This is a genomic window from Sphingomonas sp. P4_D12 (genome assembly GCF_056401895.1).
Window position 1 is genome coordinate 1 of the sequence record NZ_JBFUIL010000009.1, and the last position, 14,174, is coordinate 14,174.

Sequence of the window (14,174 nt, forward strand, 5' to 3'; positions counted from 1 at the left end):
GATCTTCGTGCAGGCAGAGATCGGCGGCGTACAATTCATCCAGGCATGGACCGGCGCATTATCCTACGCGCTGCAAATCTATTTCGACTTTTCCGGCTATACCGACATGGCGATCGGCCTCGGGCTGCTCTTCGGCATTTCGCTGCCGCCAAATTTCAACAGCCCCTACAAGGCGCGAAACATCATCGACTATTGGTCGCGCTGGCACATGACGCTGACGCGCTTCCTGACCGCCTATATCTACAATCCGATCGTCGTCGCCTTCACGCGGCGACGGGCGATGAAGGGGCTTCCGCTACCGCGCCGCGGCAAGATGACCCCGGCGACGTTCGTCGCGCTGGTCGCCTTGCCGACAGGTTTCACCATGCTGATTTCGGGCGTCTGGCACGGCGCCGGCTGGCAATTCGTGATCTTCGGCCTGCTACATGGCTTCTACCTGGTCGTCGCGCACGCGTGGCGCGCGTGGAAGATGCATCGCGGCCTTCCGTTGCAATCCGGCTCTCCGCTCACCGTCGCCGGATCGGTTCTGCTGACCTTCCTGTGCGCGACGGTCGCATTGGTCTTCTTTCGGGCGCCATCGGTTCCCGCCGCGATCGACCTGCTGCGCGGCATGACGGGATTGAACGGTGTGACGCTCCCCGGTCCGGTCGCCCGCATCCCGCTGATCGCGCCGCTGGCCGATGGCATGGGCATTGCGATCGGTTCGCTCGACAATTTCGAGGCGAGCTACGTTGTCCGTATCGTCGTCTTCCTGATCGTCGTCTGGACCTTTCCGAACGCCTATCAATGGTTGCGAGACCACCGCACGGCGCTCGATTTCAAGCCCACACCAAGCTGGACCGATCGCTTCGCCTCGATCGCGCCGTGGCGCCCGACGCCCGCGCTCGGTCTGGTGGTCGGCGCGGTCTCGACAATCACCCTGCTCTACGCGCTGTCCTCTGCGCCGAGCGAATTCCTCTATTTCCAGTTCTGATGGAGACCGATCCGATGTCGCTCCTGCCCTGGCTGCCGCCGCCGTCCGACCCGGGAAGTGACCTGCGCGCCGCCAAGGGACTCGACCCGGCCGAGCGAGCGATGGCGGCGGTACAGCTGGCGGCGTACGATCTCGATGCGATCGAGACCAACCGACTCGATCGCTTCGCCGCGAATCTGGCCGCGCCTGTCTCCGGCTCGACCCCCGTCAGGCTCGCCTTGCTGGGGTCGCACACGCTCGACCATTTGGCGCCGGCGATCCGGGTCGGGGGACTGCGTCACGGCCTGACGATCGCGACGCATATCGGCGATTATGGCCAATATCGCACGGCGCTGCTGGCTGGCGACCCGGTACTCGACGGATTCGCGCCGACCCACGTTCTGCTCGCGCTCGATCTTGAATCGATCCTCCCGACCCTGCCGATGTCGGCGGACGACGGCGAGGTCCGCGACGCGATCGCCGCGGCCGTTGCCGCGATCCGCGTCTGGTGGCAGCGTATCCGTGCTCGCTGGAACGCGCAGCCCATCCAGCAGACCTTGTTACCGCAGTCCCCGACACTCGTCGGGTCCAACGAGGCGCTGCTTCCTGCATCGCCCGCGGCGATGGTCCTCCGGCTCAATGCCGCTATCCGCGACGCGGCGATCGACGACGGCGCGTTGCTCGTCGACGTGGCGACGCGGATGCCCGGCGAGCATGGCAGCGATCGCCGCTACGATCCGGTTCGCTGGTATCAGGCGAAGCAGCTCATCAATCCGGTTTTCGCGCCGCTCTATGGCGAGTTGGTCGCGCAGGTCCTCGCCGCCGCCACGGGGCGGGCGCGCAAGTGCCTCGTGCTCGATCTCGACAACACGATGTGGGGCGGCGTCGTCGGCGACGACGGGATCGACCAGCTCAAGCTCGGCCAGGGCAGCGCCGAAGGCGAAGCGTTTCTCGCCTTCCAATATTATGTGCGGCGGCTCGCGGCCAGAGGCGTCATCCTCGCCGTGTGCAGCAAGAACGATCCCGACATCGCCCGCGCCGTGTTCGATACGCACCCCGACATGCAGCTGGCCTATACCGACATCGCCTGCTTCGTCGCCAATTGGAACGACAAAGCGGGGAATATCCGAGCGATCGCCGCACATCTCAATATCGGCATCGATAGCCTCGTGCTCATCGACGACAATCCCGCCGAGCGCGCGATCGTCCGCCGCGAACTGCCCCAGGTTGCGGTTCCCGAACTCCCGGATGACGTCGCTTTCTATCCAGAGCGGATTGCCGCAGCCGGGTATTTCGAGGCCACGGCGATCACGCGCGATGATTTCGGACGCGGCGGAAGCTATGCCGCCAACAGTCTCCGCGCCGCCGCGCTCGACGACGCGACCGACATGGATGGCTTTCTGCGCAGCCTGGAAATGAAGCTCGTTTCCGGGCCGATGGTCGCGGTCGATCGTCCGCGCGCGGCGCAACTGATCAACAAGAGCAACCAATTCAACCTGACGACGATCCGCCGCGACGAGGCGGAACTGGAACAGGTAGCACGCGATCCCGGCGCGATCAGTCTGTGCTTCCGGCTGCGCGACCGGTTCGGCGACAACGGCCTGATCAGTGTGATCGTCGCGCGCCGCGATGCCGCCTGGCCCGACGACACGCTGCTGATCGACACCTGGCTCATGAGCTGCCGGGTGCTCGGCCGCGAGGTCGAGGTGGCGGCGCTGTCCGTCCTGATCGACGCTGCCGTCGAGCGTGGCATCAACAGCCTGGTCGGCGAGTATCGCCCCAGCGGGCGCAATTCGATGGTCGAACGGCATTACGAGAAGCTGGGCTTCGCACCGATCACGCCGCCACAGGGTGCGGCGGAAGACGCGCGTTTCTGGCGCCTCGACATCGGCGATCGGCCAGCGCCGGCCCACCATCTCGAACTGGAGACGACCGCATGACCAGCGACGATCTTTATGCGGCGCTCGCCGATGTGATGCGCGACGTCTTCGACCGCGACGACATCGTCATCGGCCCCGAAACGACGGCGCAAGACGTGGCCGGCTGGGACAGCCAGGCGCATATCACGCTGATCGTCGCGGCCGAGCAGCGCTTTGGCGTGCGTTTTCGCACCGCCGAATTCGAATCGCTGCGCAATGTCGGCGATTTCGTGAGCCTGATCGATTCCAAGCTGGCGCCGACCTGATGGCGACGCTCGCCGCCTTGCCGGAAACAAGCGCGCCACGACTGGAGCCGATGCGGCGCTACTTGCTGGCGATGGTCATCGGGGCCTTGCTGATGTTCGCTACGCTGGCGGCCGCTCTGGTTTCGCTCAAGGCGTATGACACGCTCCCCCCGCCGCAATTTTCCAACAGCCTTTGCATCGACGAAAAGCTGCACAGCATGCGGGCGGGCATCCCAGCCGATCCCAATCTGCTGATCGTCGGCTCATCGGCCGCCTGGCGACACTTCAACAGCCCCGCAGCGATCGCCGCCGATCCGTCGCTGCGTCCATTCAACGCCGGCTTCTGTGGTGCACGGATGACGCAGGTACGCAAGGTATCGGCCTGGCTGACGGCACGCCTACCGACGGTCAGGCACGTGCTGCTGATCGCCTCACCGCTCGATTTCGAGAATTGCACCAAGGCCGACCCATCGCAATTCGACGTGTTGGACGCCGATGCGTACGTCTTCGGCAAAGCGTCGCCGGCGCGTTTCTACGCCCGCTATTTCGATCCGCTGACGCTGGCGTACAATGCCGGGATGATCCGGACGGCGCGCGGCAGCATGTTCGCGCCCGAACCGCTTTTCCAGAACAGCTATGGCGACGCGCCGAACCAGCCCGATCGGTCGCGCGGGCTGTTCTATGGCGCGGTGAAGCTCGATCCCGCCTGCTTCGCCGCCCTGCGGCAAACGGCGCATATGCTCGAGCGCAAGGGTGTCGCCTTTGACGTCACGATCACGCCGCTGCACCCGGAATGGGTCAGCCGCTACGGCGGCGGGGCGTTCGCAACCGCGTTTCCCGACATGATCCGGACGAGCCTCGTCGGCACCGGGGCGCGCTATGATGCCACCCGGCACCAGCCCGATCCCAGGGCCTTCTACGACGCCATCCATATCCGCTGGTCGGCGACGGCCGCCTACACGCGTTCGGTGCTGGCCGAAGCGGGAGCCCGGGCCGGCGTCCACACGGCACAGGCGCTGGTCCTGGCCGGGCCCGGCCAGCGGTGACGGGGTTCTTGCCAAAGCCGGACCATCCCCGAATAGCCGGCGTGCCCGCGGCGGGATGCCGTATCGATGCGCGCAAGCAGCCATCGGGCGCCGACGCGCGCGGCGGCGGCGGCAAGACGACGGCGTGATCCGATGCCCCGGGGGTCGCATCTGATGGCATCGAACGCCAAAACCGCGCGGAACGCCGCATGGGCGGTGCTCGGCCAGGGCGCGGGCCAGATCCTCTCGCTCATCAGCTTCCTGTTCATCGCCCGTTTCGTCTCGCAGGCGAGCTTCGGGATGGTCGCGGTGAGTCTCGCGGCGATCGAAATCGTGCGGCGCGTCCTGATCGATCCGATCACCTATGCGCTCACGGCCAAGACCGATATCACCGACCGCGACTATAATGTCAGCCTGACGCTCCTTACCCTGGTCGGCGCGATCGCCTCGGGGGTGATGTTCGCGCTTGCCGGACCGCTCACGACCTTGGTCGGCACGCCGACCGCCGCGCAGCCGCTCCGCGTGCTGTCGCTCCTCCTCTTCGCCTACGGCCTCGCCGGCGCCCACGGAGCATGGCTGGTGCGCAACATGCGCTTTCGGGCGCTCGCGGTTCGATCGACGATATCGGTGGTGATCGGCGGCGCGATCGGTATCGCCATGGCGCTCAACGGCTTCGAGATGTGGAGTCTGGTAGGACAGCAGCTTGCCATCAACGCCATCAGCCTCGCGACCTTGTGGTTCTCCACCGACTGGCGTCCCCGACCCGTGCTGCGCAGGGCCGATATCAAGGAGACCTACCACTCGATCCGCCACATCTCGCTGAGCGCGGTGTGGACGTCGATCGGCAACGACGCGGATCTGTTCTTCGCCTCGGCCTGGTTCGGGCCGGCAATTGCCGGCATCTACAACGCCGCCAAGCGGATCTTGCTATCGGCCACGCTGATGCTTGTCCACGCGATCTCGGCAGTCACCTTGTCCGCTTTCGCCAGCGCTCGGGACGACGAGCATCGCCGCCACGAGCTTTGCGGTGGACTGAGGTTCACGAGCGCGATCACCGCGCCCGCTTTTGCGGGCTTGGCGGCCACAGCCCCGGAAGTCGTCCACGTCATCCTTGGCGATCGCTGGGCAGCAGTCGCGCCGATCCTGTCGGCGCTGGCGGTCAGCGGCTATCTGCTGTCGCTCGGCATCATCGCGAGTTCGGCCTTGCTGGTCGCTCAGCGGTCGCATCTCGATTCGCTGAGCTCCGCCATCGCGGCGGCAACCAATGTCATTGCCTTTCTCGCCGTGGTGCATTTCGGCCCTGTAACGCTCGCCGTTACCGTTTCGATCATGGCATTGCTGCTGGTGCCGATGCGGCTCGGCTTCGCGTTGCGCGCCTTCGGGGGCAAGTGGCGCGACGCCTGGCATGCTGTGCTGCCATCGCTGTCGGCAACGGTCGTCATGCTCGGCGGCTTGCTGATCGTGCGTTACATCCTGCCCGCGGGTCTGCCGGCGATCGAGCTGCTCGCGGCACTGAGCGCGACGGGTGCGCTGCTGTACCTGGCCGCGCTGCGACTATTCTCCAAAACGCTGTTCGAGCTCGTGCTAGGGGCGGTCGGCGTGGCGCGGTTCCACCGCGCCGTTCTGGCCGAATGATCGAGACTATCCAACCGGTCAGAAGCTGTAGCGCATCCCGAGGCTGACCGTGACGTCCTTGTAACTGGCGGCAAACGGATCGTTGTCGACCGTTCGGCTGACGAAAGCTGCCCGGCCCTCGAACGCGACGTGCCGGTCGACATTGTAGGTAGCACCGACATTGGCATCGAAGACCTTGTCGTTGCGCGGGTTGGTCCGGAAATTGTCGTAGCGATAGCCGGCGCCCGCGCGAACGATGAACCAGCGCTTGAGTTCGTAATCGGCACCGATGCTGAAGGCAGTGCTGACATAACCCGACCTATCCCGAAGCACCGCTTCCTCGACGCTCCGCGACGCTTTGGCGGATAGCGTCAGCAACGGCGTCGCGAACAACGCCACGTCGGCCTTGACCGCCAGGCCGTTGGCGTCGGTCCCGCCACCGCGGCCGAATTGGCGCCAAATATAGCCCACCCCGATCGATCCGCGCAGGAGGCGGTTGCCGGCAAAGGAGACGCCCGCGAGCGCCGTATAGGCCTTGCCCCCGAGATTGGGCACGCCCGGCGCGATGGTGGCGACGCGATAATCGACCGATTGCGCGATTCCCTGAACGAACACCGCCATGTCGGGGGTGACGCGGAAGTCGCCGCGCAGGGTGCCGCGCAGGATATGCTGGTCGCGCAAATCCTGATCGATAATGCCGACGACGGCTCCCGTCGACGTCAGCGCCTTGGTGTCGCGAAAGTTGAAGCGGGTATAGTCGACCGCGCCCATGATCCTCAGATCGCCGGACTGATGCGTCGCGCGCGCGAACACCTGGGTCTGGATATACCTTACGGGTTGGACGCGGCCATCGGGAAAGCCGCTGGAATCACGACGCTCGATCCGCTGGCCGAAGTTCGCACCGCCCTCGATGCGGGTGTCGCCCGTCAGGTCGTAGCGGCCGTAAGCGTTGACGGTGTAGCTGTCTTCATTGGCCTGGGCCTGGTTCAGGAAGCGGACAAATCGCCCACTGGCGCCGAACGCCAATTGTCCCCAGGACGGTGCCGCGTCGAGCCCAACCGCCGGACGCAGCGCGGCGAACGCCGCCGAGTCCGAGTTGCGCGCGTCGCCGAACGGGTTCGATTCATAGCCTATGTCAGCGGCGACCGACGGGTAGAGTCGCCAGATGCCGAGTGGAAAACCGATCGCATCGAATTCGGGCCGATGCCGGGTCCGCACATCCATGTCGACGTCGCCCTTGCCCCGGGCATCGGGAAGATAGACCGTCTGCTGGAGCGGCGGCAGGTCGGGCAGCGGCACTTCCTGCGCCTGCGCCGGAAATACGGCGACGAAACCGACAACCGTCCCAGCCAGCAGGCCGAGCCGATGCCGAACGCTTATCAACGATATTGTCACGGCTGTTCCCCCACGGATCAGTGTTTCTTTCAGGTCATGCTGCAAGCGCTTCCCGTCGATCGAAGGTGCGAACGAGGTCGACCGTGTTGCGGATGTTGCGCTCGCTGGAGGCACCGAACAGGATCGACCGGACATAGGGTTCGGCGACCACCCATTCGATCGCCTCCACGGCGGGAATGGCGCCGGAGGCGAACACCGACATCGCGATGACTCGCGTCGGATGCCGCGCGACGGCCTCGCGATAGGCGTCGATGCCACCCGACATGCGAAAGCCGATTTTGTTGACGTTGGCGCAGACGATTGGATTGTGCAGTCCGACCGAGGCCAGCGCTTCGACCAGTCGCGGCAAGTTCATCGTGATGAAGCCTGCCTCGGCACCGTATTTTTCGCGCACATGGTCGGCGAAGGTACGGAACGCACCGAAATAACCGAGCCCAAGGATCAGGTCGGTGACGACATTCTGGATGAACACCACCGGCGTCGACAGACCCTCGAATGGCTTCATCTCTGCATCGATGAGCAACGTAGCGACACTATCCATGTCCCTCTTGATCATTGCCTTGCCGCCGCGCAGCGCCGTATCGAGCAACCCGTTGGACGGCAGGAACTTGCGCAACGCGTCGAAATAGCCGAGCTCGGTGACCGCATTAGCATATTTGTGCGCGTACGGCATGCACGGATAGAAGGCGTAGTTCCGCCATTCGTCGGCCGAGCGTCGTACCGCATCCGCGATCTCGGCCACGCGATCATGGGTGGTGCACATGAAGGTGTTGATCCCGGCATCGCGCGCGGCCGCGAGCGTGTCGAGAACGGGCGTCAGATCGGCGAACTGCATTGCCTGCCGCCGGGCCTTTTCCTCCGACATGTGGTTGATGCCGAAAAACTGATTATCTCCGAACAGGATGCGCTCCACGTCGTCCTCCTTTAATTGACGCCCGCGCCCAGAAAGTCGCGAATCCGGTCGGTCATCGCGGGGGGCGCGTAAGGTGAAAGGCCTCCTTCTGTTTCGAGCGGGGCGTCGAGGAGGCGCGTCATCTCGGCGTGCAGGTCGGGGACGGTCTCGACGACGCGCAGGCCCGGCGTGCCGCGAAACCGGGCAACGGTATGCAATTGATGATCGGTGGTATGCTCGCCGAGCGTCGCCAGGCGCGGCAGCATGAGCAATTGCTTGCGCGCCTCGAGCGCCTGGAAGATCGAGCCAATTCCCACATGCGCGACGAACAGACTGCATTCGGTGAGCCGCCGGGCGTACAGGTCATGCGGCATCATGCGGACCCAATCGGCATGGCGCGGCTGATACGTGCCATCGCCGATCTGGATCAGCACCGGCACGTGGCGATTGGCGGCCGCCCAGTCGTCGACCGCGCGAACCAGCCGATCGAACGGCAACATTGAGCCGACCGATGTGAAAATCATCGCATCAGCCCTGCTGCGCCATGCGCCCGAACAGCGCGAACCGGCGCCGTTTGGATTCCGGCTGCGCGGACGCGGCCATCGCCGTCGGCGCATAGGGGACCGGTCGGTTGTTGGCCGCGTCGCGGATCATCTGCAGCGTGAAATCGGTCATGGCCGCGCTGCCGAAATCGTTGACGCCCGGCATTTCCGGCGTGCGCATCGCCGAGGCGAAGTTCTCGAGTTGCGCCGAATATTCCTCGCCGCGCAGATAAAATGCGGGGTGCGGCGTCAGCTCGGTGATATATTGCACCGTCCAGCCCGAATGATATTCTGCGGTCGGCACGGCGCGCGCGCCGAGGAACACCTGCAGTTCCTGCCGCTCGACGATGATCTTGCCGCAGTCGCCCCAGATCGAAAGCCTGGTCGACATCTTGCGGGCGGTCTCGTCGGCCCAGTTGACCGACACCTGCCCCGAGGCACCGTCCGGGAAAATCAGCGAGGCGTAGACCGCGTCGTCGACTTCGCGCGACCATTGCTGCGTGAGCTGCGCTCCCGAACAGGCAATCGGACGGCCAAGATACCAGTTCATCAGGTTGATGGGGTGCGCGGCGTAATCGTAGAGGCAGCCGCCGCCTTCAGCCGCCGCGCTTCGCCAGGTCCGGCTCGCCGGCTTGAGCACGACCGGGCCATAGGCCTCGGCATGGATGTGGCGGATCTTGCCGATCAGTCCATCATCGACAATCTGCTTCGCGCGGGCGAACGTGCCGAGAAAGCGATTATGATACCCGACCTGGGCGGTCAGACCGGCTTGCCGGGCTGCCCGCGACAGATCGGCGCTGTCCGACGCGGTCAAAGTCAACGGCTTTTCGCAGAAGACGTGGAGCCCGCGATCGAGCGCCTGCTGGACCATCGAGACGTGCAAGCGCGTCGGGGTGGCGATGATGATGCCGTCGAGCTCCGGCTGCGCGATCAGCGCTTGATAGTCGGAGTGAAACTTCATCCCGGTATATTTCTCGACCATGGTGCCGAGCAGCGACGAACTGTCGCACACCGCGATGACCGTCAGCCCCGGGGTTTCGCGCGCGATAGCGAGATGAGAGACGCCCATCTTGCCGAGACCCACGATGGCAATATTGAAGTCGGTCTGCATTGCTTCCCCCAGTGGCGGGACGGTCGGGAAATGCCCGCGTCCGTGCCGCATCGACGTTCGCCCTGATTGCGACGTTCGATACGAGTCCCTGATCCGACGCTAACTTTCGGGCCCGGGGAGTCAAAGCGCCCTTAAGAGCGGGTTTACCCTGTTTGGTATTACAACCGTTGAGCGCCCGCCGACACCACGCGCTGAATCACGCAATGGTGAAGCGGATATTATCTTTAGGATTACTGATTTATCGCTGGAATCAAATCGAGCATAATACTTGATCGAACGTCTTTTACTTATGCATTGTTGCCCGCCCGACCCAACGATGAAAGGTTCAAACCTTCTCGAATGAAGGTCAGGTGGGGAGATGTGGCCACTTCGTTCAATAAACGCGATAAATGAGGTGGAGGCTGCGCGTGGCTTCACCAGACGCCGGGACTCGGCCGCTCCCGGACATCCGCTCATCCCGGACGCGCGCGATGTGCGGTTGCCCAGCACGGTTATCATCGCTTTCGGGCTCGTGGCGATGCTCTACAACGCAGGCCTTGCGATCGTGAACGCGCACGTCAGGCCGCTCGCCATGACGCACGTCGCGATCACGGAATTCGTGCTGCTGTCGGCGCTCGCACTGGTCTTGTTACGGTCGGGGCTGCGGCGGAACGACATCGCCCCGGTCCTTCTCGGCACCCTGTTCGTCCTCGGGGCGCTGATCTTGTCCTTCATCAACGGCTTTCTGGTCGTGACCGCGCTGCGCAATGCCGCCATCATCGTGCTGTTCACGATGCTGGGCCACCGTTGCGACGCGCGCACGGTACGCCGGTTTGCGATCGTTGCCGTCGCGGTCGTCTTTGCGGGTATGCTCTACGAGCTGGTCGCCGTACAAAGCTACGCGACCCTGTTCGCGCCGCAATCCTATTACCACAACACGCGCGGGATCGGCGAAGACACCGTCAACGAACTCGGCCTGTTCCCCAATGCGCTCGGTTTCGACGGGCGCTTCAGCTACGGCCTTTTCCAGACGCCGCGCACCTCGTCGATCTTCCTGGAGCAGACCTCGCTGGCCAATTTCGCCAGTGTGACCGCCATCTATCTGATCGCGCGGTGGCGCGCGCTGCCGACATCGGCGCGCTTTTTCCTGCTCGCCTTCACGGTAATCGCGCTGCTGTCGAACAATACCCGCATGTCGTCGACCTTCGCGCTGATCGCGCTTGCCGGCTATTTCCTCTTTCCACGGCTGCCCAGCCGCGGAACGCTCGCCTTGCCATTGCTGTTGTTGGCGATGGCGGTGGGCTTGACCCTGGCGATGGGCCCTTCCGAAAACGATGATCTGGCCGGCCGGATCGGGATGTCGGTCCATCTGCTGTCGCTCACCGATTTGCAGGCCGCACTTGGCGGGCGGGCGCTGGAAGCCGACGCCTTTCCGGACAGCGGCTATTCCTACGTGCTCTATTCGAGCTCGATCGTTGGCACGCTTTGCCTATGGCTCTACGTCGCCCTGATCGTTCCGTTCCGGTCCGATGAGCAGCGCCGCTGCGCCTGGGGCCTGTCGGCGTTCTTCTTCATCAATCTGCTGGTCGCCGGCAACGCCGTTTTCGCGATGAAGATCGCCGCGCCGCTCTGGCTGCTGGCCGGCCACATGCGATCGTCGCACTTCCGCGCCGCCGTCACGCCGCCGGCACGGCGCGCCATCCGGCCGGTCCGATCGCCGATCGTTTCAACCGCGGGAGCAACGACATGATCGGTCGCCGTCTCGCCCATCGTCGCCAAGGCCCATCGTCGTCAAGGACGCATCACACCATGCTGAGACGCTTCATCGTTTGGCTGAGCGATTGGCTGCTCGGGAGGCCGTCCGACTCGGTCGGTCCGGTCGCACTGCCCGAGCCGGGACCGCCCTGCGTCGAGCCGCCCGCGCGGCCACCGCGATCGCGAGATGTCCCGCCCGACCCGCGCACCGCGATGTTGCGGATCATCACCGCGTTCGATTCGGCCCATCCGGTGCGGCAGCGCAAGGACCTTCACGGCCGCGACGACAAGCTCGAGCTCCTGTTCGAAGCGGTGCTGTTCAATCGCCAGCATGCGATCATCCATGGCGCGCGAGGGTCGGGCAAGACATCGCTGGCGCAGGTATTCGGCGACTATGCCGATCAGCGGTCGGCGGTCGTGATCTACGCCGCGTGCGAAGCCTCGGCGTCCTTCGCCGATCTGCTGCGGCCCTATTTCGCCTTCGTCCCCGATTCGTGCGTACCGTTCAGCGAGAAGGCGAATTTCGAGCGGAACCGTGAGGCACTCTCGGGCGCCTTCGGGCCGCGCGAGGTGGTCGATTTCCTGTCCCGCCTGTCCCCCGAACGGCAGGTCATCATGATTTTCGACGAGTTCGATCGCGTCCAGAATTCCGATGTCGACCAGCAAGTAGCAACGCTGATGAAGCTCTTGTCGGACGCGCAGGTGCCCGTCCAGCTGCTCATCGTCGGTATCGCCCACACACTCGACGACTTGATCAACTGCCATCCGTCGCTGCGTCGTCATCTGATGTCGATTCCGATCGGCCGCATTTCGCAGCGTGACGTGATCGAACTGATCGACAGCGGCGCCGCGCGAGCGCGGATCGAGTTTGACGAGGCCGTCAAGACGCAGATCGTCACGCTGGCCTGCGGCTCGCCCTATCACGCCCAGTTGTTCTGCTATGTCGCAGCGATCGAGGCGACGAAGGCCGGCGCGGATACCGTCGATCTCGCCATCCTGCGGAAAGGCCTCGAGCGGGCGTGCGAGGCCTGGGGAATGCTCAATCAGGACGATCATAACCGCTTCCTGGCGCTCGCCACGTCGAACGCCGCGGATGCCGCGCGCGCCGAACTGGCCGCGCGCGAAGCGGCCGGCAAGGACAGCCTGTGCCCCGACGCGGCGACCGCCGAACTGCTCGGCGACGCGCTGGTCCCAGGCGGCAGCGCCGGCCGATACGTCTTTCGCGACAGCACAGCGCCGCAATTCCTGCTGGCGATGATGGCGCTCGAACGCGCGCTGGCGAACACCAAGGCAGACGACGCGAGGGATGGTTCGGATCCGGATGATGGCGATCTGCCGTCGTTGCCGCTGTCGATCGCGGTTTGAGGGAGGGAGAGAAGATGTTCTCGTCGGACATGATGCTGGCATTGAAGGCGCGCTGGAAACTGGTCGTACTCGTCATGACGATCACCGCCGCGCTCGCCGCCTTGTGGGTAGCGACCACTCAGCGCGTCTATATCGCACGCGCGTCGCTGCTGTTCGACGGCGGACCCAATCCGTCGGTTCAAGAAAATGGCGCAGCGAAGGACAATCAATCGCTGCTGGGCACGCAGGCCGACCTCATCAAGAGCAGTTCGGTCGCTCACCGCGTGGCCATCGCCAACCGCCTCTCCGGCAACGCTGCCCTGACAGCGGCGTGGAGGCAGTCCGGCGCCAAGGGGCCATTCGATTCCTGGCTGGTGCAATATTTGCTCGCCAGCGTCGAGGTGACGCCGGAGAAAGACAGCAACGTCCTCGCCGTCGGCTTCAAATCGGGTGATCCTGCCTTCGCCGCCCGGATGGCCAATAGCTTCGCGCAGCAATTCGTCTCGGCCCGGCTGCAGATCAGCACCGACGCGGCGAAGCAATATGCCAGCTGGTTCCAGCAGCGCACGACCGAGGTCCGCCGCAACCTGGAAGCCGCGCAGTCCAAACTCGGCGATTTCCAGCGCAGCCATGGCATGGTCAGCGGCAACAGCCTGGCGCTCGAGGCCGACCGCCTCAGCTCTCTGTCGACCCAGCTGGCGAGCGCGGAAAGTAGTGCCGCTGATCTGCGCGCGCGCGCCGGGACGCGGGTCTCGCGCTCTCCCGACGTCCAGTCCAGCGCGGTCGTCGCGAGCTTGCGCCAGCAGATAGCCTCCACCGACGCGAAAGTCGCCCTGCTGTCATCGACCTACGGCGACAACCACCCCGACTTGGTGGCCGCGCGGTCGGAACTGACCACGCTCAGGGCAGAACTCGGCAATGCGACCGCGGTCGCCAGCGAGGCGGTGCGGATTGCAAGCTCGGCCGCCTCCTCGCGCGAGGGGCAGCTGCGCGGCCTGGTCAACGGCCAGCGCGGCCGCATGCTTCAACTGACCGGTTTTCAAAGCCAGTTCGAGGCGCTGCAAAGCGATGTGACGACGGCACAAAACGCCTATGACGCGGTTACCCAGCGCCTCAACCTGATGCGGTTGCAAAGCGGCTTGCCGACCACCAATGTCCAGCAGATCGACCGCGCCACGCGGCCGTTGCTGCCGGCCAGCCCAAACGTGCCGCTGCTGGCGTTGCTGGCGTTGCTCGGCGGGCTGGTGCTCGGGATCATCGCGGCGATGATCAGCGAATGGCGGTCGCCATTGGTCCGCTCGGCCGGCGGACTGTTCGACTCGACCGGCCTTCCCGTGCTGGGGAACTTCACCTTCGCGACTTTCCGGCCGGAGCCCGCGCTAGCCTTGAGGGGAATCTGAG

12 protein-coding genes are annotated in these 14,174 nt (G+C 64.8%); 8 read left to right on the plus strand and 4 right to left on the minus strand.

Features of this window, described 5'->3' with window-relative positions; all coding sequences use genetic code 11:
- The 5 genes from AC1DSD_RS17330 to AC1DSD_RS17350 all read left to right on the plus strand — a co-directional run.
- A partial coding sequence (locus AC1DSD_RS17330; protein ID WP_478031833.1) for an MBOAT family O-acyltransferase occupies positions 1 to 973 on the plus strand: 973 nt, incomplete at its 5' end.
- Between the two features lie 14 nt (positions 974 to 987).
- Positions 988 to 2,892 (plus strand): HAD-IIIC family phosphatase, encoded by a 1,905-nt coding sequence (locus AC1DSD_RS17335; protein WP_478031835.1) that lies wholly within the window; start codon positions 988 to 990, stop codon positions 2,890 to 2,892.
- Complete coding sequence (locus tag AC1DSD_RS17340) at positions 2,889 to 3,137, plus strand: acyl carrier protein (RefSeq protein WP_478031837.1); 249 nt, start codon at positions 2,889 to 2,891, stop codon at positions 3,135 to 3,137. The genes AC1DSD_RS17335 and AC1DSD_RS17340 overlap by 4 nt, the downstream gene beginning before the upstream one ends.
- The gene (locus AC1DSD_RS17345; RefSeq protein WP_478031838.1) at positions 3,137 to 4,162 is read left to right on the plus strand and encodes a hypothetical protein; all 1,026 of its coding nucleotides are present in this window, start codon (positions 3,137 to 3,139) and stop codon (positions 4,160 to 4,162) included. Before AC1DSD_RS17340 ends, AC1DSD_RS17345 begins: the two co-directional genes overlap by 1 nt.
- 153 nt (positions 4,163 to 4,315) lie before the next feature.
- The gene (locus AC1DSD_RS17350; RefSeq protein WP_478031839.1) at positions 4,316 to 5,776 is read left to right on the plus strand and encodes a lipopolysaccharide biosynthesis protein; all 1,461 of its coding nucleotides are present in this window, start codon (positions 4,316 to 4,318) and stop codon (positions 5,774 to 5,776) included.
- 18 nt (positions 5,777 to 5,794) lie between these two features.
- Here the strand turns inward: AC1DSD_RS17350 and AC1DSD_RS17355 are convergent, their stop codons facing one another.
- Genes AC1DSD_RS17355 through AC1DSD_RS17370 form a run of 4 tightly spaced genes read right to left on the minus strand, consistent with a single transcriptional unit; the run spans position 5,795 to position 9,746 of the window.
- Positions 5,795 to 7,150, minus strand: a complete 1,356-nt coding sequence (locus AC1DSD_RS17355; protein ID WP_478031841.1) for an outer membrane beta-barrel protein — start codon at positions 7,148 to 7,150, stop codon at positions 5,795 to 5,797.
- A gap of 34 nt (positions 7,151 to 7,184) precedes the next feature.
- On the minus strand, positions 7,185 to 8,063 hold the full coding sequence (locus tag AC1DSD_RS17360) for a hypothetical protein (protein ID WP_478031842.1): 879 nt from the start codon (positions 8,061 to 8,063) through the stop codon (positions 7,185 to 7,187).
- A gap of 11 nt (positions 8,064 to 8,074) precedes the next feature.
- Positions 8,075 to 8,566: a glycosyltransferase gene (locus AC1DSD_RS17365; RefSeq protein WP_478031843.1), complete on the minus strand. Its 492-nt coding sequence runs from the start codon at positions 8,564 to 8,566 to the stop codon at positions 8,075 to 8,077.
- A gap of 4 nt (positions 8,567 to 8,570) precedes the next feature.
- Positions 8,571 to 9,746: a Gfo/Idh/MocA family protein gene (locus AC1DSD_RS17370; protein WP_478031844.1), complete on the minus strand. Its 1,176-nt coding sequence runs from the start codon at positions 9,744 to 9,746 to the stop codon at positions 8,571 to 8,573.
- A gap of 427 nt (positions 9,747 to 10,173) precedes the next feature.
- Between AC1DSD_RS17370 and AC1DSD_RS17375 the strand changes: the two genes are divergently transcribed.
- Genes AC1DSD_RS17375 through AC1DSD_RS17385 form a run of 3 tightly spaced genes read left to right on the plus strand, consistent with a single transcriptional unit; the run spans position 10,174 to position 14,173 of the window.
- A complete protein-coding gene (locus tag AC1DSD_RS17375; RefSeq protein WP_478031845.1) occupies positions 10,174 to 11,424 on the plus strand; it encodes a hypothetical protein in 1,251 nt (416 codons plus the stop codon).
- Between the two features lie 59 nt (positions 11,425 to 11,483).
- Positions 11,484 to 12,794: an ATP-binding protein gene (locus AC1DSD_RS17380; RefSeq protein WP_478031847.1), complete on the plus strand. Its 1,311-nt coding sequence runs from the start codon at positions 11,484 to 11,486 to the stop codon at positions 12,792 to 12,794.
- 14 nt (positions 12,795 to 12,808) lie between these two features.
- On the plus strand, positions 12,809 to 14,173 hold the full coding sequence (locus AC1DSD_RS17385; RefSeq protein WP_478031849.1) for a GNVR domain-containing protein: 1,365 nt from the start codon (positions 12,809 to 12,811) through the stop codon (positions 14,171 to 14,173).
- Position 14,174: the final 1 nt, after the last annotated feature.